This is a genomic window from Pseudonocardia lutea, assembly GCF_042658055.1.
GTDB classification, from domain to species: domain Bacteria; phylum Actinomycetota; class Actinomycetes; order Mycobacteriales; family Pseudonocardiaceae; genus Pseudonocardia; species Pseudonocardia lutea.
On record NZ_JBHSQK010000037.1, the window covers coordinates 14,679 to 32,408 of the forward strand.

The following is a 17,730-nucleotide window of genomic DNA, read 5'->3' on the forward strand; positions in this document are numbered from 1 at the left end:
GACCACGCCACCGGGGTGGAACATCGTGGCCGCCCGAGCGATACCCCCGGTGACCGCCGGGTACGACGGCGGTGGCGGGAGGTGAGTGATGCCGGAGATGCGACGCGTGGTCCGCCACCTGCCCACGGCGGGAACCGGGCGGAACGGCGAGCCGGAGGAGGAGCCCGTGAAGGGTGCCGACGGCACCGGCCCGGACACGCCGCCCCGCGGGGGCACCGGGCTGGGCGACCTCGTCGAGCGGCTGGCCGAACGCGCCGCCGACGAGGCCGGGTCCGCACCCGCCGGGAGCGCCGACGCCGCTGAGGGCGCTGAGGGCGCTGACGCCGCTGAGGGCGCTGAGGGCGCTGAGGGCGCTGAGGGCGCCGCGCCGCCCCCGGCCGACGCCGCCACCCTCGCCGCGGCCGAGCAGGTCCGTGCCCGGATGGCGGCCGGTGCCGCGCCGGCGGGGCTGCGCCGGCTGGCCGAGGCCCTCGCCGGGTCCGATCCTGCCGCCGCTTCCACGGTCGCCGGCCTCAGCGCGGCGGTGCCCCTGGTGCCGCGGCAGCGGACCGCGCCGGACGAGCCCGCGCCGCTCACGGACGTCGTCGCCGCGGTGCACACCGAGTCCTTCCTGGTCCTGGAGGGGCACCGGCCGGAGGAGGTCGCGGCCGCGGTCGCCGACCTCGCCCGGGCCGGACTGCGGGTCGCCGTCACCGCGGCCGACCCGGCCCGGCTCGACGCCGTCGCCCCCACCGTCGACCGGTTGCCCGCGCTCACCGGGCCCGAGCAGCGCGAGCTGCGGCTGCTCCTCGCCACGACCTCGACGGCCCGCCGGGACCACACCGGGCCGGAGGTCCCGCCGCCGCCCGCGTTCCCGCCGGCCGAGGAGATCCACGCGCTCTGCGCCGAGGCCTCCGGCTCCGGGCGGGCGCAGAGCGGGTCGGACCTGCTCCGCACCGTCCTCACCACGCTCGACGAGCCGCGGCTGGCCGCCGTCGCCGCGGTCGCCCGTGCGGTGCGCACCAGCCTCGACGCCCTCGGCCCGCAAGCGGACTCGTGGGCGTGGCCGCTGCTCGCCGACCTCGTGCACTCCCGGCACCGGCCGGTGTTCGACGCGCTGCGCTCGGCCGCGGCGGCGGCCCTCGGGGTCGCCGACCGCTCGCGGGACCTCCCGCTCGTCACGCTCGCGGGTCCGCTGCCCCCGCACGCCGCCGAGCTGCTCGTCGACTACCGCGAGTTCCTCGACTCCGGCGGCCGCGCCCGGCGGCGCTTCCGCAACGGGGTGCAGCGCGAGGTGCAGCCGGTCCTCGCCCTGATCCGGGTGGGCGGGCAGGTGCCGGCCGACGCCCGCTCGGTGCACGCCGCCGTCCTGCACGTCGAGCTCGCGACCCGGCTCACCGCCGTCGACGAGGGGTGCCGGGGGTTGGGCGTGCCGACCCCGCAGGACGTCGGCGACCTGCGCGCGCTCGTCGCCGGGCTGGACCGGGTGGACGAGGCGGCGCAGGCGGTCGGCCAGCTGCGCCACGACGTCCTGTTCCTGCACCCCACCTCGCCGATCGCCGTACCGGACCTCGCCGCCGCCGAGCGGGTCGCGGCGGGAATCCTCGACGTCGCCGAGCGGGGCTCCGCCCCGGAGGCGGCCGCCCGACTCGACGCGATCGCCGACGGGCTGGCCGGGACCGGCCCGCTCGCCGACCTGGTCGACGGGCACCGTGCCGCCGTCGAGGCCCTGCGCGCGCGGGACGCCCAGGCGTACGAGGCCGCCCTCGCGGCGCTCGAGCCGGCCCGCCGGGAGGCGACCGACCGGGCTCGGTGCGAACAGCTGCTGACCCGGCTGCGCGCCGAGGACCCGGAGGCGGCGGGCGCGTACGCGGACGGGCGCGGGTTCGTGTGGAACGTGCCGGTGGAGGCGCTGCTGTCGCGGCTGCCGGCTGCGGACGTGCTCGACGCCGTCGTGGTCCTCGACGCCGCGCAGCTGTCCGTCGAGCGGCTCCTGGTGGCCGCCGCGGCGCCCCGGCTCCTCGCGGTCGCGGGATCGGGCGCGAATTCCACCGACGGCGGACCGACCCTGCTGGGGGCGCTGCAGCGGGCCGCGGCCCCGGTCGTCGCCCCGCCCCGCCCGCCGGACCCCGGCGGCCGCGTGGTCCGGCTGCCCACCGCCCGCCGCCCCGAGGTGCCGCGCCGGGAGCAGGCAGGGGCCTGAGGCTCGCGGCGTCCTCGCACTCGGGAGGGCCCGTGGGCCTCTACCCGCACACGCCCTCCCGCGGGACACTCGTTCCTGCGTCCTCCCACACCCGATCGACTGCGACACACCGGTTGCTGCGCCCTCCCACACCCGATCGACTGCGGGCACACCCGTTGCTGCGCCCTCCCACACCCGAGAGGAGCGCGGGACACCCGGTCGACGGCCCGCGGGACGCCCGAGCGGGTGTGTCGGGGGGTGGACCGTGCGAAGTGTTCCGCGCGGTGTGCAACACGAGGTGTGCCGCGGCGGAGGGGCCGCGCGAAATGCCGGGGCGCGAGGTGGGTCGGGCAGGAGGGCCGGCCGCGCGAGGTGGGCCGCGCCGTGTCGGGCGCGGGTGTGTCGCGCGGCTGTCCGGCCGCCCGTGGTCTCGTCCGCGTGGCCGAGTGCACCCGACTCGTTCGGCAGCCTTCGGATCCGCTCGACGCTCGCCGACCTCGCACACCCCGAGAGACGTCGCGCGGGCTGTCGACGGGGTGTGGGGTGGGCCTCCCGCGTGTGCCGCAGCGCCGGAGCGGGTGTGGGAGGACCGGCAGGGTGTGGGGGGCGGGCCTCCCGGGTGTGCCGCAGCGCCGGAGCGGGTGTGGGAGGACCGGCCGGGTATGGCGGCTCGCGCGCCGGGTGAAGGGCACGTCACCGCCCGAGAACATCCCGGTCGCGGTCCTTCCCCGGCGGTCCCGTTGACGTCATCATCTGCGGGCATGGGGATGCCCGAGGAGATCCGTACCCGGTTGTCCGACTGGTGCGCGGAGTGCCTGTCCACGGACGAGCGCGAGCGCCGCCGCATCGGCTACACGACCGTCGGGGACCACGTCACGATCCTCGACCGTCGGCCGCCCGAGTTCCCCGAGCTGGGCGCGGTCTGGTCCTCCACCCCGCTCGCGCAGCTGCGCAACGAGCGCGAGAGCGGGCGCTGGGTGCTCTACATCCCCACGACCTCGGGCGAGCGCTGGGAGCGCCAGGAGCCCTCGGCCGACGACCCGTTCGTGCTGCTCGACCGCATCCGCTCGGCGGTGCGCGCCGCGGGCGCGGCGGGCTGACCGCCGGCGCCTCGACGGGCGCGCCGCCCCCGACGAGCGGGGCCCCTGGACGAGCGCGGTGTCCCTGATGAGCGCGGCGCCCCCGACGAGCGCGGCATCCTGAGCGAGCGCGGCGCCCCGGGCGAGCGCGGCGCCCCGGCGTGCCGGGGAGGGGCGGGGCTCGCCGCCGTGTCCGGACGGCTCCGGCGGAGGTACGGTCCGGGGCATGGGAGATCACGCGGTCAGCCGGTTCGGGCACGTCGAGCTGGAGGACATGCCCGAGGACCTGCGGGAACGGATAGGCGCGATCGCCGAGAAGTCGGGCTTCGTGCCGAACGTGTTCCGCGCCCTGGCGAGGCGCCCCCGCGAGCTGCGCGCCTTCCTCGACTACCACGACGCGCTGATGGACTCCGACGAGGGACTGAGCAAGGCCGAGCGCGAGCTGGTCGTCGTCGCGACCTCTGGCGCCAACCACTGCACCTACTGCGTGGTGGCGCACGGGGCGATCCTGCGGATCCGGGCGAAGGACCCCGAGATCGCGGACCGGGTCGCGACGAACCCGTACGCGGTCGAGCTGAGCCCGCGCGAACGGGCCATCGTGGACCTCGCGCTGCTGGTCGCCACCGACTCCGCCGCGCTCACCGAGGCCGAACTGGACGGCGCCCGCGCCGCCGGCCTCACGGACGACGAGATCTGGGACGTCGGTGCCATCACGGCCCTGTTCGCCCTGTCGAACCGCATGGCGCACCTGACCGCTCTGCAGCCCAACCCCGAGTTCTTCCTGATGGGCCGCCAGCCGCGCTGACGGCCCGCCGGATGCGCTGACGGTCCGCCGGCTGCGCTGAAGAGCGCTCAGGGGCGCACGGCGGCGCCGTCGACCGCGAGGTCGCCCAGCAACCAGCGGTCGAGGATGGCGGCGTAGGTCCCGTCGGCGATGAGCGAGGCCAGCGCGGCGCGCACCGCCGGCACGGCCCGGTTGTCCACGATCATCCCGGCCGTGCCCTCGCCGTAGGGCGCGCTCGGCATCGCCAGCTTCCCCTTCCCGAGGACGACCGCGTGCCCGGCGGCGGGCGCGTCGGCGACGAAGGCCTCGAGCTGGTCCGCGAGCAGCCGGCGGGTGGCGTCCTCCGCACCCCCGACGGGCACGATCGCGATCTCCGGCCGCCGGTTGTCCGCGCAGTGCAGGTTCTCCTCGGTGACCGTCGCGTGCTGCGCCGACCCGGCGACGACGCCGATGCGGTGCCCGCAGAGCGTGGTCGGCTCGACCCGGTCCGGGTTGCCCGGGGGCGTGACGATCGCGGTGCGGGCCGCGAGCCACGGCAGCACGGTGCCGCCCAGCGGCGCCTCGGGCACCGGGACCGGCAGGATGCCGACGTCGTGCCGCGCGCCGACGAGCGCGCGCGGCAGCGCGGTGGCCGAGATCCCGTCCGGCAGCGCCCGCAGGCCGAGCCGGGCGGCGAGGGCGGAGCCGAGCTCCTCCTCGGGCCCGGTGGCCGGCCGGGCCACACCGGGCACGGCCACCCGCAGCGTCCCGCCGGCCAGACCGGGCGGCAGCAGCGCGACGAGCGCGGGATCGGCCGCCACCTCCGGCAGCGGCTGCTGGACGACGCCGACGGGCGGCGCGGGCGCGGTGGCACAGGCGGTACCGCCCAGGAGCACCGCCGTGGCCGCCAGCACGGCCGCGACGAGCCGCTTCGGTCCTCGGGTGCGCACCCCACGATCGTGTCATCCCGCGAGGTGTGCGCCCGATTCGGGTGCTTCGCCCGCTTCGATGCGGGAGTCGTCACAGCACCTTCGACAGGAACGACCGCGTCCGCTCGTGCTGCGGGTTCGCCAGCACCTCCCGCGGCGCGCCCTGTTCGACGATCACGCCCTCGTCCATGAACACCAGCGAGTCGCCGACCTCGCGGGCGAAGCCCATCTCGTGGGTGACCACGACCATCGTCATGCCCTCGCGCGCGAGCCCGCGCATGACGTCGAGCACCTCGCCGACGAGCTCGGGGTCCAGCGCCGAGGTCGGCTCGTCGAACAGCATGAGCCGCGGCGACATGGCCAGCGCCCGCGCGATGGCGACGCGCTGCTGCTGCCCGCCGGACAGCTGCGACGGGTAGTTGTCCCGCCGGTCCGCCAGGCCCACCCGGTCGAGCAGCTCGATCGCCCGGGTCCGCGCCGCGGCCTTGTCCTCCCGGCGCACGACGACCGGCGCCTCCATGACGTTCTCGATCGCGGTCTTGTGCGGGAAGAGGTTGAACCGCTGGAAGACCATGCCGATGTCGCGCCGCTGCTGCGCGACCTCGGACTCGCGCATCTCGTACAGCCGCCCGTTGCGCTCCCGGTAGCCGACGAGGTGCCCGTCGACCCGCAGCCGCCCGGAGTCGATCCGCTCGAGGTGGTTGATGCAGCGCAGCAGGGTGGACTTGCCCGAGCCCGACGGCCCGATCACGCAGCTCACCTCGCCGGGCTGTACGACCAGGTCCACGCCGCGCAGCACCTCGGTCGCGCCGAAGCGCTTGTGGATGCCGAGGGCCTCGACCATCGGGGTCATGCGGGCACCTCCTCCGACGACCGGCGGCGCAGGAACCCCAGCAGCGACGGGCCGGGCGGCCCGGTCTGCAGCCCGCGCCCGTAGCGCCGCTCGATGAAGCCCTGCCCGACGGACAGGATCGAGGTCAGCGCCAGGTACCAGAGCGCCGCCACGATGAGCAGCGGGATCGTCTGGAAGTTGACCGAGTAGATCCGCTGCACGGACGTGAGCAGCTCGAAGTACCCGATCACGACGACGAGCGACGAGGTCTTGAGCATCGAGATCGTCTCGTTGCCCGTCGGCGGGATGATCACCCGCATGGCCTGCGGCAGCACGATCCGGCGCAGCGTCTGGGCCCGGGACATGCCCAGCGCACCGGCCGCCTCGGTCTGGCCGTGCTCCACCGACGCGATGCCGCCGCGCACGATCTCGGCCATGTACGCGGCCTCGTTGAGCCCGAGACCGAGCAGGCAGGCCGCGAACTGGTTGATCAGCTGGTTGGTGTCGAACGAGACGAACTCCGGCCCGAACGGGACCCCCAGCGACAGCCGCGGGTAGAGCGCCGACAGGAAGTTCCAGAACAGCAGCTGCGCGATCAGCGGCGTGCCCCGGAACACCCAGATGTACAGCGCGGCGACCGAGCTGAGGATCCAGTTCGGCGACAGCCGCATCACGGCCAGCAGGACGCCGCCGACGATGCCGATCGCCATCGACAGCACCGTGAGGATCAGCGTGTTCTTCAGCCCGTTGAGCACGGGCGGGGAGAACAGGTAGTCCCCGACGACCGGCCAGCCGAAGCCGTCGTTGGTCACGATGGTGTGGACCAGCATGGCGGCCAGCACCGCCAGCACGGCGACGGCGACCCACCGTCCCGGGTGCCGGACCGGGACGGCGTTCATGGGCTCGGGACGATCGGGCCGTGCGGTCATCCGGGGCCGCTCAGGCGTTGATCTGCGAGGTCGGGATGGCCCCGTTGCCGACGTTCCACTTGTCGAGGATGGCCTTGTACGTGCCGTCGTCCATCAGCGCCTGGACGGCGCCCTGCACGGCCTGCGGGAACTCGCCCTGCCCCTTCTTGAGCACGATGCCGTAGGGGGCGGTGTCGTACGGCGCGCCGACGACCTCGACGGCCCCGTTCGTGGTGGTCACCGCGTACGCGGCCACCGGCGAGTCGGCGAGCATGCCGACGATGCGCGACGAGGTCAGGGCGAGCGTGACGTCCGTCTGCTGCTGCAGCTCGGTGACCTGCAGCGGTGGCTGGCCCTTCGCCTGGCAGTCCTGGTTGCGGGTCGTGACCTCCTCCGCCTGCGTGGTGCCGGCCTGCACGCCGATCGCCTTGCCGCAGAGGTTGTCCGGGGACAGCCCGTCCGGGTTGCCCTTCTTGACCGCCAGGCTGGTGCCGGCGGTGAAGTAGCTGACCATGTCGACCGTCGCCGTGCGGTCGGGCGTGATCGAGAAGGACGACATGCCGGCCTCGTAGCGGGCGCCGTCGATGCCCGGGATGATCCCGGAGAACTGGCTGTTCTGGAACTCGGCCTGCAGGCCCAGCTTCTGCGCGACGGCCGTGCCCAGGTCCACGTCCATGCCGATGATGGTGCGGCCGTCGGTGTCGGTGAACTCGTTCGGCGGGTACGAGGCGTCCGTGCCGAAGACGAGCTTGCCGTCGGCGGAGACGGAGGCGGGCACCTTGGCCGCGAGCGCGTCGTCCTTCGTGGGGGTGGGGACGGCGGGGGCGGAGCTCGCCGCGCCGCCGGAGCCGCCGGAGCCGCCGGCGCCGGAGCCGTCGCCGCCGGAGCCGCACCCGGCCAGCACGACGGCGAGCGCCGCCGCGGCCAGCGCAGCGGGTAGGGATCGAGTTCGGGCGAGCACGCCGGCACCTCCTCATCGGTCCGCGCAGGGTGGCGCGGTCGTCGGGATGCTGCCACCTGGCCGCCGGAAGGACATCCCGGAACGATCGTCCGTTACCCGACGGACACACGGGATTGACCCCCCGGTATCCCGGGAACCAGGACATGTCACCGGCCGTTGTCGACGTGAGACGGACGGTGGACGACACCGGACACGACGGGAGGAACCGCATGGCGGGCTTGTTCAAGAAGCTGGGCGCGCTGGCCGGTGCCGCCGAGGCGGCGCGGCGCTACGCGAAGAAGAACCCGCAGCAGGCCGGGAAGTTCGTGGACCAGGCGGCCCAGTTCGTCGACAAGCAGACGAAGGGCCGGTACTCCGGGCAGATCCAGGGCGTCGCGCAGAAGGCCAAGGGCGTGGCGGGGATCCACGACCGGACGCAGGGCTACGGCCACCCCGGGCAGCCCACGCAGCAGCAGGGCCCGGGCCAGGGGTACGGGCGGCCGGACGACCCGCCCACCGCCCCCCACCGCGGCGCCTGACGACGGACGAACCGGCCCGGCCACCCACGACGGGTGGCCGGGCCGTCGTCGTTCCGGGCCCGCCGTGCGGATCGGTCGCTCCGGGATCCGAGGATCGGACGCCGAACGGAGCCGTGCCCGCACGCACGCGCCGCCGCATGATCGTGTGGGATCTCGCGATCCCCCTGCCGGTGCGAGCCGTGCCACTATCGGCCTCACAGGACGTCCGGCGCGGGGCGGCCCACACACCCGAGTGGTCCGCCGCCGGGCGGCCGCCGGCTGCGGGGCGGTGTGGGACAGCACGGACCCCGCGTGTCGTGAGCACGAGGAGGAACGCGTGTCCCGTCCACAGAGCTGGGTCCCGACCGATCCCCGATCCGCGCCGACCCGGGAGCACGTGCTCTCCGGGCTCAAGGGCACCGACGAGGGCGGTGCCGAACTCGTCCAGCTGCTCACCCCCGAGGGGCAACGGGTGTCCGACGAGCGGTTCGGCTCCTACGCCGACGACGTCGGGGCCGAGGAGCTGCGGGGCTTCTACCGCGACATGGTCCTGGTCCGCCGCGTCGACCGCGAGGGCAACGCCCTGCAGCGTCAGGGCCAGCTGGGCATCTGGGTGCCGCTGCTCGGGCAGGAGGCCGCGCAGATCGGCGCCGGCCGCGCCGCCACCCCGCGCGACATGATCTTCCCCAGCTACCGTGAGCACGGCGTGGCGTGGTGCCGCGGGATCGACCCGACGGACCTGCTCGGCATCTTCCGCGGGACCGACCACGGCTCGTGGGACCCGATCGCGGCCCGCTTCCACCTGTACACGATCGTCATCGGCAACCAGTGCCTCAACGCCACCGGCTACGCGATGGGGCAGAAGTTCGAGGGCCGCGTCGGCAACCCCGTCGGCGACGGGTCGGACGCTGGTTCGGGCAACGAGGCCACGATGTGCTTCTTCGGCGACGGCGCCACGAGCCAGGGCGACGTCCACGAGGGCTTCGTCTGGGCCGCCGCCTACGACGCGCCGGTCGTCTTCTACTGCCAGAACAACCAGTGGGCGATCTCGGTGCCGCTCGAGCGCCAGACCCGGGTGCCGCTCTTCCAGCGGGCCCGCGGCTACGGCTTCCCCGGCGTGCGGGTGGACGGCAACGACGTGCTGGCCTGCCTCGCCGTCTCCCGCTGGGCCCTCGAGGAGTGCCGCACCGGCAACGGTCCCGTGCTGATCGAGGCGTTCACCTACCGGATGGACGCGCACACGACGTCGGACGATCCCTCGCGCTACCGGCTCGCCGACGAGCTGGAGCTGTGGAAGCTCAAGGACCCGATCGAGCGGGTGCGGGTGAACCTGGTGCGCGAGCACGGCGTGGGGCAGGAGTTCTTCGACGAGGTGCAGGCCGAGTCGGACGAGCTGGCCGCCCGGTTCCGTGCGTTCTGCGCCGCCATGCCGGACCCGGCGCCGGACCGGATCTTCTCCGAGGTCTACGCCGAGCTGTCGCCGCAGCTGGAGGCGCAGAAGGCGGCGTACCTGGAGTACCACGCGTCGTTCGAGGCGGAAGGGTCGCTCGCGGGCCCGGGCGTCGGAGGGGTCTGAGATGACGACGATGACGCTCGCCAAGGCGCTCAACTCCGGGTTGCGCGCGGCGATGGAACAGGACCCGAAGGTCCTGGTGATGGGCGAGGACGTCGGGAAGCTCGGTGGGGTCTTCCGGGTCACGGACGGGCTGGCCAAGGACTTCGGCGAGCAGCGCGTGCTCGACACCCCGCTGTCCGAGAGCGGGATCATCGGCACCGCGGTCGGCCTGGCCATCCGCGGCTTCCGCCCGGTCTGCGAGATCCAGTTCGACGGGTTCGTCTTCCCCGGCTACGACCAGATCGTCTCCCAGCTGGCCAAGGTGCGGTACCGCTCCCAGGGCAAGGTGCCGATGCCGGTCGTCGTGCGGATCCCGTTCGGTGGCGGGATCGGGGCGGTGGAGCACCACAGCGAGTCGCCCGAGTCGCTGTTCGCGCACGTCGCGGGGCTCAAGGTGGTCGCGTGCTCCAACCCCGACGACGCCCACTGGATGATCCGCCAGGCCATCGCCAGCGACGACCCGGTGATCTTCTTCGAGCCGAAGCGGCGGTACTGGGAGAAGGGCGAGGTGTCCGAGACCGCGCCCGCCCCGCTGTTCTCCTCGCGGGTCGTGCGCTCCGGTGCCGACGTGACCGTGGCCTGCTACGGCCCGCTGGTGAAGACCTGTGTGGAGGCCGCGGCCGCCGCGGAGGCGGAGGGCACCGACCTGGAGGTGATCGACCTGCGTTCGCTGTCCCCGCTGGACCTCGGGCCGGTGTTCGCGTCGGTCCGCCGCACCGGCCGGCTGGTCGTGGTGTCCGAGGCACCGTCCGAGGTGTCGGTGACCTCCGAGGTCGCCGCCCGCGTGCAGGAGGAGTGCTTCCACTCGCTGGAGGCGCCCGTGCTGCGGGTGACCGGCTTCGACACCCCCTACCCGCCCTCCAAGTGCGAGGACGACTACCTGCCCGATCTCGACCGCGTGCTCGACGGCGTCGACCGCGCCCTGGGGTGGTGAGCGTGCCCGAGACGTTCCGCATGCCGGACGTCGGCGAGGGGCTGACCGAGGCCGAGATCGTCGCCTGGCAGGTCGCCCCCGGCGACACGGTCGCGGTCAACCAGATCCTCGTCGAGATCGAGACGGCGAAGGCGGCGGTCGAGCTGCCCTCCCCCTTCGCGGGGACGGTCGCCGAGCTGCTGGCCGGGCCGGGCACGACGGTGCAGGTCGGCGAGCCGATCATCACGATCGAGACGGCCGGGTCGGGGGCGGCGCCGGAGCCGGGGCCCGCCGCGGAGGCGTCGGGCGCCGAGGCGAAGGGTGCGCTGATCGGCGAGGCCGGCGCGGACGGCCGCATCGCCACCCTTGTCGGCTACGGGCCGCGGCAGGGCGCCGCCCGGCGCCGCCCCCGCAAGGGGGTGCCCGGCGCGGGGGCCGCGGTCGCGGAGCCCGACCGGCCGGCCGAGCCCGAGGTCGCCCCGGTCGTCGCCGGCGAGGAGGCGGCCGCCCAGGTCGGACCGGCCGCCGCCGCGGCGGCCGCACCGGACCTCGATGCGACCGGGGGCGACCGGCCCACCTCCCTCGTCCCGCTGGCCAAGCCGCCGGTGCGCAAGCTGGCCAAGGACCTCGGCGTCGACCTGCGGACGCTCGCCGGGTCGGGGCCGGGCGGCGTCGTCACGCGCGAGGACGTACGGGCGGCGGCGTCGGCGCAGGCCGTCGGTGCGGCCGCGGCGTCGGCCCCGGCCCCCGAGGCCGCCCCGGAGCCGGTGGCGCCCCGGCGCGCCCCCACGGACGGCGTCCGCCGCGTGCCGATCCGCGGCGTGCGCAAGGCGACGGCGGCGGCGATGGTGCAGTCCGCCTTCACCGCCCCGCACGTCACCGAGTTCCTGTCGGTCGACGTCACCGCGACGATGGAGCTGCGGGACCGGCTGCGCGTGACGCGCCCGTTCGCCGACGTCAAGCTCACGCCGCTCGCGTTCGTCGCGAAGGCGGTGTGCCTGGCCGCGCGCCGCACCCCGGCGGTCAACGCGAGCTGGGACGAGCCGGCCGGCGAGATCGTCTACTACGACCACGTCCAGCTCGGGATCGCCGCCGCGACCCCCCGCGGGCTGGTCGTGCCGAAGATCCGGGACGCCGACCGGCTCGACCTGCACGGGCTGGCCGTCGCGCTCGGCGGGCTGACGGAGACCGCGCGGGCCGGGAAGACCGCACCGGCGGACCTGGTCGGAGGCACGATCACGATCACCAACGTCGGGGTGTTCGGCGTGGACACCGGCACGCCGATCCTCAACCCCGGCGAGGCGGCGATCCTCGCCGTCGGGTCGATCAAGCCCGCGCCCTGGGTCGTCGACGGCGAGCTCGCCGTGCGGACGGTCTGCCAGCTGGCGCTCTCCTTCGACCACCGGCTGGTCGACGGCGAGCAGGGCTCGCGCTTCCTCGCCGACGTCGGCGCCCTCCTCGAGGACCCCGCCACCGCACTGCTCTGGTGACCACCCGGCGCGGTGGACCGGCGAACGGCACTGTCGCTCGTCAGATGTGAGCGAGAGTGCCGTTCGCCCGTCCGGATCGGGCAGGCGGGAGAGAATTCGCGGTCCCGTGCGTTGGAGGGGTATGCCGTTCGTGCTGCTGTACCTGGTGGTCGAGATCGTCGCCGTGGTCGCGCTGGGCTCCTGGATCGGCGCCCTGCCGACGCTGCTGGTGCTGCTCGCGGGCTCCGTGCTGGGCCTGTGGCTCGCCCGCCGGGAGGGGCTGCGGGCCGCGCAGGCCCTCGCCGACGCCGCGCGCAACCGCCGGGTGGCCACCTCGGAGACCACGGACGGGATGCTCGTCGCCGCAGGCGGCCTGCTGATCTTCGTACCCGGCCTGGTCACGGACGTGCTGGGCCTGCTGCTGGTGCTGCCGCCCACCCGGGCGCTGGTGCGGCGCCGGCTCGTCGCCTCCACCGAGCGCCGCCACCCCGACCTGCGGACCGCCCGGATCCGGGGCGAGGGTCAGGTGATCGACGCCGAGGTGGTCGACGTGCAGACCGACGGGCACCGCGGCGCGGGGCCCGACGCACCGCGCCGGCCGGCGGGCCCGATGGTCGTCGAGAGCACCGTCGTCGACCAGCGCTGACGGGCGACCGCGATCCGTTATTCGGTCTCGGAGGTCAGGAAGGCGACCGCCACCGGGCCCCCGTCGTTGTGCAGCACCGCCGCGCCGCCGCCGGTCAGCAGCAGGCCGACGGCCGCGGTGAGCATGGCCCGGGCGGTCGCCCGCAGGCCGGCCCGGCGCCGCGGCGCGGGGCGCATCCGCAGTTCCTGCCGGGTGCGTCGCGTCAGCCGGTGCCGTCCCCCACGAGAACCCACGGTGTCCTCCCGTCACGAACCGAGTGACTACTCCGAAAGAGTGTCGGCCTCGCGCCGGGAATTGCGCTACTCGGACGCGCTGATTCACCCGTTGGTACGGGAATTCGGGCCGAGGACCACCGTGATCACGGTTCGATCAAGATCCAGGTCGTGGTGCAGCGCGCGGTGACGCGCACCGGCTCCGGCTCCAGTCCGAGATCGGCGACGTCCGGCCCGCCCTCGGCCCGCGCCCGCATCGCCATCATCGGCGCGGCGCCGTGCTCCGGTGCCTCGCTGAGCCGGACCAGCCGGCCGAGGCTGCCGCCGAGTGCGGCCGCGTAACCCTCGGCCCGCCGGCGCGCGTCGGCCACCGCGCGCCGCTGCGCCTCCTCCAGCACCGCGCCCGGATCGGCCAGCGTCCACGACGGCCCGGACAGCGCCGCCGGTTCCGCGCCCAGCAGCAGCGACAGCGCCTCCTCCAGCACGCCCGGGTCCTCGACCTGCACCTGGATCGCCTCGCTGGCCCGGCATCCGGCGGGCTTCGAGTTCCGGTACTCGGTGTGCACCGACACCCGCCGGCCGCGCACCGTCAGGCCGGGGAGGCCGAGCGCCTTCTCGGCCGCGGCGACCCGCCTCCCCAGCTCCTCGACGGCGGCGGTGCGGCTGCGGCCCCGGGCGTCGAACACCACGGAGAGCTCGGCCCGGTCGGCCGTGTGCTCGACCCACCCACTGCCCTCGGTCACGATCTCCGGTGCGTTCTCGGTCACGCCCCGAGCGTCCCAGATCCTCGGCCGATCGCGCCGTATCCCGGTGTCTCGGCCGTGCGCTAGACAGCCGCAGACGCGGCGATCGATACGGTGGTGGGGTGCTCGCTCCCCTGCGGCGCCTGCGCCGGTCGGTCCGCCGGGGCCGCTCCGACGCGCCCGGCCGCACCGTCGACCTCCTCGGCCGCGGCGGCCTTCTCGCCTACGGCATCGTCCATCTCGTCGTGGCGTGGCTCGCGATCCGGATCGCGATGGGGCTGCCGGAGGGCTCGGCCGACGCGCAGGGCGCGGTCGCCGAGATCGCGACCGGCGCCGGGGCCGTCGGCCTGGTGGTGACGGTGGTCGGCCTCGTCGCGTTCGCGATCTGGCAGCTGACCGCGGCGGCGCTCGGGTTCCGCTGGGTCTCGGGCGGCGAGCGGGTGCGGAAGCGGGTCGGCGCGACCGCCAAGGCGATCACGATGCTCGGGCTGGCGGTGGTCGCCCTCGCGTTCCTGCGCTCGGGCCCGCGGTCCGGCGACGCCGGGGCGCGGGACGTCGTCGCGGATCTCCTGCTGCTGCCCGGCGGCCGGCTGCTGGTGGGGGCCGCGGCCGTGGCGATCGGGGTGATGGCCGTGACGATGACGTACACCGGGATCCGACGGACCTTCATGGGCGATCTCGACCTCCGGCGGCTCGGCCCCGCCCTGCGTCGCGTGATCGAGGTGGTCGGCATGGTCGGGCACCTCGCCCGCGCGCTCGCCCTCGGCGTGGTGGGGGTGCTGGTGTTCACGGCGGCGGCGGCCTCCGACGCGCGCCGGGCCGGCGGGCTCGACGCCGCGCTGCGCGCCCTCGGCGAGACGCCGCTCGGAATGTCGCTGCTCGTCGTCGTCGCGCTGGGGTTCGGGGCCTTCGGGCTGTACTGCGTCGCCGACGCGGCCTTCCGTCGAGCTTGATCTACCGGGATCTAGCAAGGGCGCTAGATCGGAGCAGACGGGCCGATCGGCGACACGCCCTCGCCCCGGATAGCGAAATCTAGGGCCGGTGCGAGACGCGCGGATACCGTGCGATCCATGGATCCGGTGCGCAACCCGTTCGCTCCCGGCGCAGGTCAGCGGCCCCCCGAGCTGGCGGGGCGGGACCGCGAGGTGGACGCGTTCGAGATCGTGCTCGAGCGGGTCGCGCGCGGGCGCCCGGAGCGCAGCCTGGTGCTCACCGGACTGCGCGGGGTCGGGAAGACGGTGCTGCTCGGCGAGCTGCGGTCCATGGCGGTCCGGGCCGGCTGGGGCTCGGGGAAGATCGAGGCCCGGCCGGACGCCGACCTGCGCCGACCCCTGTCCGCCGCCCTGCACCGGGCGATCCGCGACCTGGCCGTGCAGCATCCCCGGCAGGAGCGCGTCGACGAGGTGCTGGGGGTGCTCAAGGCCTTCGCGCTGCGCGCCTCGCCCGACGGTGCCCGCATGCGGGACCGCTGGCAGCCCGGCATCGACGTGCCGGTGCGCAACGGCCGGGCCGACTCCGGCGACATCGAGATCGACCTGGTCGAGCTGTTCACCGAGGTCGCGGAGCTGGCCAGCGAGGTCGCCACCGGGATCGCGATCCTCATCGACGAGATGCAGGACCTGCGGCCGGACGACGTGTCCGCCCTCTGCGCCGCCTGCCACGAGCTCTCGCAGTCCCGGATGCCGCTGGTGGTGGTGGGGGCCGGGCTGCCGCACCTGCCGGCGGTGCTGTCGGCGTCGAAGTCCTACTCCGAGCGGCTGTTCAAGTACGCCCGGATCGACAAGCTCGACCGCAAGGACGCCGACTTCGCCCTGATCGCGCCGGCCGAGCGTGAGGACGCGAGCTTCGACGGCGAGGCCCTCGACCAGCTCTACGAGCGCTCCGGCGGCTACCCCTACTTCGTGCAGGCGTACGGCAAGGCGGCCTGGGACGCCGCGCCGACCAGCCCGATCCGGGCCGAGGACGTCGCCCTGGCCGCGCCCGAGGCGGAGGCCGAGCTGGCGGTGGGTTTCTTCGGCTCCCGCTACGAGCGGGCGACGCCCGCGGAGCGGGAGTACCTGCGCGCGATGGCCGAGCTGGCCGAGGGGACGGACGAGCCCGTCGTCACCTCGACGATCGCGCAGCACCTCGAGCGCAAGCCGTCGTCCCTGTCCCCGGCGCGGGACAGCCTGCTCAAGAAGGGCCTGGTCTATTCCGCGCAACGCGGCCAGATCGCCTTCACCGTGCCGCACTTCGGCCGGTACCTGCTCGCGTCCACCTGACGCAGCGCTGGCCCGTTCGAGTGAACCGGGTATTTCGCGGGCGGGGGCGTAACGCACTGCCAGGACCGGACGACTCCTGGGGTAGCCCCGTGGCGCTGTCGGACCCCCGACCTGGCAGCACCGCGGGGTCTCCACTTCCCCGGCAGCCCCGGCGGCCCCGCCGGACGGTCCCCGGCGCCCGGCTCGTGCCCGAGTCGACACCGCCGGGTGACGGCGTCCGCGCTGCCCGTAGCATCACTCCGGTGCCGGACCCGAAGTTCGAGATCCAGATGCTGCACGACCGCGTCATGATCAAGCTCGTGGAGTCGGCGGGCGAGCGGCGGAGCTCCTCGGGGATCGTCATCCCGGCCACCGCTCAGGTCGCCAAGCGGCTGGTGTGGGGCGAGGTGTTCGGGATCGGGCAGCACGTGCGCAGTGTCAAGGTGGGCGACCGGGTCCTCTTCGCTCCCGAGGACCAGTACGAGGTGGAGGTCCAGGCCTCCTCCTACATCGTGATGCGCGAGCGGGACCTGCACGCCGTCGCGACGGAGCGCACCGAGCACGGGACCGGCCTGTACCTGTAGGGCGCGCGGCGCGCGGCACACGACGCCCCGGGGCACGCGGGGCGGCGGACATCGGTGGGGAAGGAACACGCGTGATGCCCGAGCGGCAGCCCTCGCCCGGCGAGGTGGACGAGCAGACGGCCGGCGGCAGGGGGACGGGTGCCGGCGCGGCCACGGACGGCGCACGGTCGTCCGCCCGCGTCTCGCGCACGGACAGCCCGCGGGGCGACGCGTTGTTCTCCCCGGCACCGCGCCCCACCCCGGGCCCCACGCCGCAGCCGCGTGAACTGAGTGGCGGCGGCAGTGCACTCGCGTCGAACGGCGCCGCCCCGGCCAGCGGCGAGCCCGCCACCCGGCCCTCCCCGCGGCCGAAGGGGCCGGCGGGTTCGGGAGCCGACGCGCGCGGTGCCGGGACCTCCTCCTCGAACGGCGCCTCGAACGCCTCGACGAGCGGCGCCCCGAACGGCGCCCCGAACGGCGCCCCGAACGGCGCCCCGAACGGCGCTGCCGGCTCCGCCGGGGTCGCCGGCCCGGGCGACGCCGCCACCGGTGCTGCGGGAGAGGGTGCGAGCACGAGCGCCGGCACCGGAGCCGTCGTCGGCGGAGCTGCTGCCGCGGCCGGACCTGCTGCCGCGGCGGCCGCGGACGCCGATCCCGGCACCCCTGCTTCCGGCACCGAGCCGGCCGGCGCCGCGACCGGCACCTCGGACGCCTCGGACGCCTCGGACGCCTCGGACGCCCTGAACGCCTCGGACGTCGCGGCGACCACTCCGACGCCCGCCGCCGCCGGGCCCGTCGCCGACCGTCAGGCCGCGGGCGTAGCCGCCTCCGAGCCGCCGGGCGCGACCTCCACACCGACCTCCACGGCGACCACCGCGCAAACTCCCGCGCCGGCTCCTGGCCCGCGCGACGAGCTCGCCGACGCCGCGGCCGCGACCCCGCCGGCCGGCGCCCACCAGGCCTCCGCTGCGGGCACGGGTACTGCCGCCGGCACCCCCGCCGCCTCGTCCGCCCCCGCCACCGCTCCTGCGGCCGCGACGACACCGGCCCCGTCGGGATCGGCCCCGTCGAGATCGGCCCCGTCGGAATCGGCCCCGTCGGAACCGGCCCCGCCGGCGACGGCCCCGGCGACCACCGGCCCGTCGGGAACGGCCCCGGCGGCCTCCCGCCCGGTCGGTACCGACGAGCGGCCCACCGCC

18 protein-coding genes are annotated in these 17,730 nt (G+C 75.3%); 11 read left to right on the forward strand and 7 right to left on the reverse strand.

From position 1 onward, the window contains the following. The first annotated feature begins 88 nt into the window (after positions 1 to 88). From ACFQH9_RS15715 to ACFQH9_RS15725, 3 genes are all read left to right on the forward strand, one after another. Positions 89 to 2,182 (forward strand): hypothetical protein, encoded by a 2,094-nt coding sequence (locus tag ACFQH9_RS15715; RefSeq protein WP_379566853.1) that lies wholly within the window; start codon positions 89 to 91, stop codon positions 2,180 to 2,182. A 740-nt stretch (positions 2,183 to 2,922) separates the two neighbouring features. Beyond that, positions 2,923 to 3,261: a DUF3024 domain-containing protein gene (locus tag ACFQH9_RS15720; protein WP_379566854.1), complete on the forward strand. Its 339-nt coding sequence runs from the start codon at positions 2,923 to 2,925 to the stop codon at positions 3,259 to 3,261. A 205-nt stretch (positions 3,262 to 3,466) separates the two neighbouring features. Further along, positions 3,467 to 4,045 carry a peroxidase-related enzyme gene (locus tag ACFQH9_RS15725; RefSeq protein WP_379566856.1) on the forward strand — a complete coding sequence of 193 codons (579 nt, stop codon included), beginning with the start codon at positions 3,467 to 3,469 and terminating at the stop codon, positions 4,043 to 4,045. Between the two features lie 47 nt (positions 4,046 to 4,092). On the opposite strand, the gene ACFQH9_RS15730 is transcribed toward ACFQH9_RS15725, so the two are convergent. From ACFQH9_RS15730 to ACFQH9_RS15745, 4 genes are all read right to left on the reverse strand, one after another. Next, a complete protein-coding gene (locus ACFQH9_RS15730; RefSeq protein ID WP_379566857.1) occupies positions 4,093 to 4,953 on the reverse strand; it encodes a type 2 periplasmic-binding domain-containing protein in 861 nt (286 codons plus the stop codon). Between the two features lie 70 nt (positions 4,954 to 5,023). After that, on the reverse strand, positions 5,024 to 5,785 hold the full coding sequence (locus ACFQH9_RS15735; RefSeq protein ID WP_379566858.1) for an amino acid ABC transporter ATP-binding protein: 762 nt from the start codon (positions 5,783 to 5,785) through the stop codon (positions 5,024 to 5,026). After that, complete coding sequence (locus ACFQH9_RS15740; protein ID WP_379566860.1) at positions 5,782 to 6,663, reverse strand: amino acid ABC transporter permease; 882 nt, start codon at positions 6,661 to 6,663, stop codon at positions 5,782 to 5,784. The genes ACFQH9_RS15735 and ACFQH9_RS15740 overlap by 4 nt, the downstream gene beginning before the upstream one ends. A 40-nt stretch (positions 6,664 to 6,703) precedes the next feature. Further along, positions 6,704 to 7,633 (reverse strand): ABC transporter substrate-binding protein, encoded by a 930-nt coding sequence (locus ACFQH9_RS15745; protein ID WP_379566861.1) that lies wholly within the window; start codon positions 7,631 to 7,633, stop codon positions 6,704 to 6,706. 209 nt (positions 7,634 to 7,842) lie between these two features. Here ACFQH9_RS15745 and ACFQH9_RS15750 point away from each other — a divergent pair, with 209 nt between their 5' ends. From ACFQH9_RS15750 to ACFQH9_RS15770, 5 genes are all read left to right on the forward strand, one after another. Beyond that, entirely contained in the window at positions 7,843 to 8,151 is a 309-nt protein-coding gene (locus ACFQH9_RS15750) for an antitoxin (RefSeq protein WP_379566862.1), read from the forward strand. A gap of 316 nt (positions 8,152 to 8,467) precedes the next feature. Next, positions 8,468 to 9,706 (forward strand): thiamine pyrophosphate-dependent dehydrogenase E1 component subunit alpha, encoded by a 1,239-nt coding sequence (locus ACFQH9_RS15755; RefSeq protein WP_379566863.1) that lies wholly within the window; start codon positions 8,468 to 8,470, stop codon positions 9,704 to 9,706. Position 9,707: 1 nt separating this feature from the next. Next, positions 9,708 to 10,679, forward strand: a complete 972-nt coding sequence (locus tag ACFQH9_RS15760) for an alpha-ketoacid dehydrogenase subunit beta (protein ID WP_379566864.1) — start codon at positions 9,708 to 9,710, stop codon at positions 10,677 to 10,679. Between the two features lie 2 nt (positions 10,680 to 10,681). Beyond that, positions 10,682 to 12,148: a dihydrolipoamide acetyltransferase family protein gene (locus ACFQH9_RS15765; protein WP_379566865.1), complete on the forward strand. Its 1,467-nt coding sequence runs from the start codon at positions 10,682 to 10,684 to the stop codon at positions 12,146 to 12,148. Between the two features lie 121 nt (positions 12,149 to 12,269). Further along, positions 12,270 to 12,773, forward strand: coding sequence for an FxsA family protein (locus tag ACFQH9_RS15770; protein WP_379566866.1), 504 nt, complete (start codon positions 12,270 to 12,272; stop codon positions 12,771 to 12,773). Between the two features lie 17 nt (positions 12,774 to 12,790). On the opposite strand, the gene ACFQH9_RS15775 is transcribed toward ACFQH9_RS15770, so the two are convergent. Next, positions 12,791 to 12,949: a hypothetical protein gene (locus ACFQH9_RS15775; protein WP_379566867.1), complete on the reverse strand. Its 159-nt coding sequence runs from the start codon at positions 12,947 to 12,949 to the stop codon at positions 12,791 to 12,793. Between the two features lie 182 nt (positions 12,950 to 13,131). Then, positions 13,132 to 13,752 carry an SIMPL domain-containing protein gene (locus ACFQH9_RS15780; protein ID WP_379566868.1) on the reverse strand — a complete coding sequence of 207 codons (621 nt, stop codon included), beginning with the start codon at positions 13,750 to 13,752 and terminating at the stop codon, positions 13,132 to 13,134. A gap of 98 nt (positions 13,753 to 13,850) precedes the next feature. Here ACFQH9_RS15780 and ACFQH9_RS15785 point away from each other — a divergent pair, with 98 nt between their 5' ends. The 3 genes from ACFQH9_RS15785 to ACFQH9_RS15795 all read left to right on the forward strand — a co-directional run bounded on the left by ACFQH9_RS15785 (position 13,851) and on the right by ACFQH9_RS15795 (position 16,552). Next, positions 13,851 to 14,681 carry a DUF1206 domain-containing protein gene (locus tag ACFQH9_RS15785; RefSeq protein WP_379566869.1) on the forward strand — a complete coding sequence of 277 codons (831 nt, stop codon included), beginning with the start codon at positions 13,851 to 13,853 and terminating at the stop codon, positions 14,679 to 14,681. Positions 14,682 to 14,798: 117 nt separating this feature from the next. Beyond that, a complete protein-coding gene (locus tag ACFQH9_RS15790) occupies positions 14,799 to 15,989 on the forward strand; it encodes an AAA family ATPase (RefSeq protein ID WP_379566870.1) in 1,191 nt (396 codons plus the stop codon). A gap of 242 nt (positions 15,990 to 16,231) precedes the next feature. Beyond that, complete coding sequence (locus tag ACFQH9_RS15795; RefSeq protein WP_379566871.1) at positions 16,232 to 16,552, forward strand: GroES family chaperonin; 321 nt, start codon at positions 16,232 to 16,234, stop codon at positions 16,550 to 16,552. A gap of 784 nt (positions 16,553 to 17,336) precedes the next feature. Here the strand turns inward: ACFQH9_RS15795 and ACFQH9_RS15800 are convergent. Then, the gene (locus ACFQH9_RS15800) at positions 17,337 to 17,726 is read right to left on the reverse strand and encodes a hypothetical protein (protein ID WP_379566872.1); all 390 of its coding nucleotides are present in this window, start codon (positions 17,724 to 17,726) and stop codon (positions 17,337 to 17,339) included. Positions 17,727 to 17,730: the final 4 nt, after the last annotated feature.

Coding starts and splice junctions, on each gene's coding strand:
- ACFQH9_RS15715 (WP_379566853.1), top strand. CDS start 89: ATGCCGGAGATGCGACGCGTGGTCCGCCACCTGCCCACGGCGGGAACC.
- ACFQH9_RS15720 (WP_379566854.1), top strand. CDS start 2,923: ATGGGGATGCCCGAGGAGATCCGTACCCGGTTGTCCGACTGGTGCGCG.
- ACFQH9_RS15725 (WP_379566856.1), top strand. CDS start 3,467: ATGGGAGATCACGCGGTCAGCCGGTTCGGGCACGTCGAGCTGGAGGAC.
- ACFQH9_RS15735 (WP_379566858.1), bottom strand. CDS start 5,785: ATGACCCCGATGGTCGAGGCCCTCGGCATCCACAAGCGCTTCGGCGCG.
- ACFQH9_RS15740 (WP_379566860.1), bottom strand. CDS start 6,663: ATGAACGCCGTCCCGGTCCGGCACCCGGGACGGTGGGTCGCCGTCGCC.
- ACFQH9_RS15750 (WP_379566862.1), top strand. CDS start 7,843: ATGGCGGGCTTGTTCAAGAAGCTGGGCGCGCTGGCCGGTGCCGCCGAG.
- ACFQH9_RS15760 (WP_379566864.1), top strand. CDS start 9,708: ATGACGACGATGACGCTCGCCAAGGCGCTCAACTCCGGGTTGCGCGCG.
- ACFQH9_RS15770 (WP_379566866.1), top strand. CDS start 12,270: ATGCCGTTCGTGCTGCTGTACCTGGTGGTCGAGATCGTCGCCGTGGTC.
- ACFQH9_RS15775 (WP_379566867.1), bottom strand. CDS start 12,949: ATGCGCCCCGCGCCGCGGCGCCGGGCCGGCCTGCGGGCGACCGCCCGG.
- ACFQH9_RS15790 (WP_379566870.1), top strand. CDS start 14,799: ATGGATCCGGTGCGCAACCCGTTCGCTCCCGGCGCAGGTCAGCGGCCC.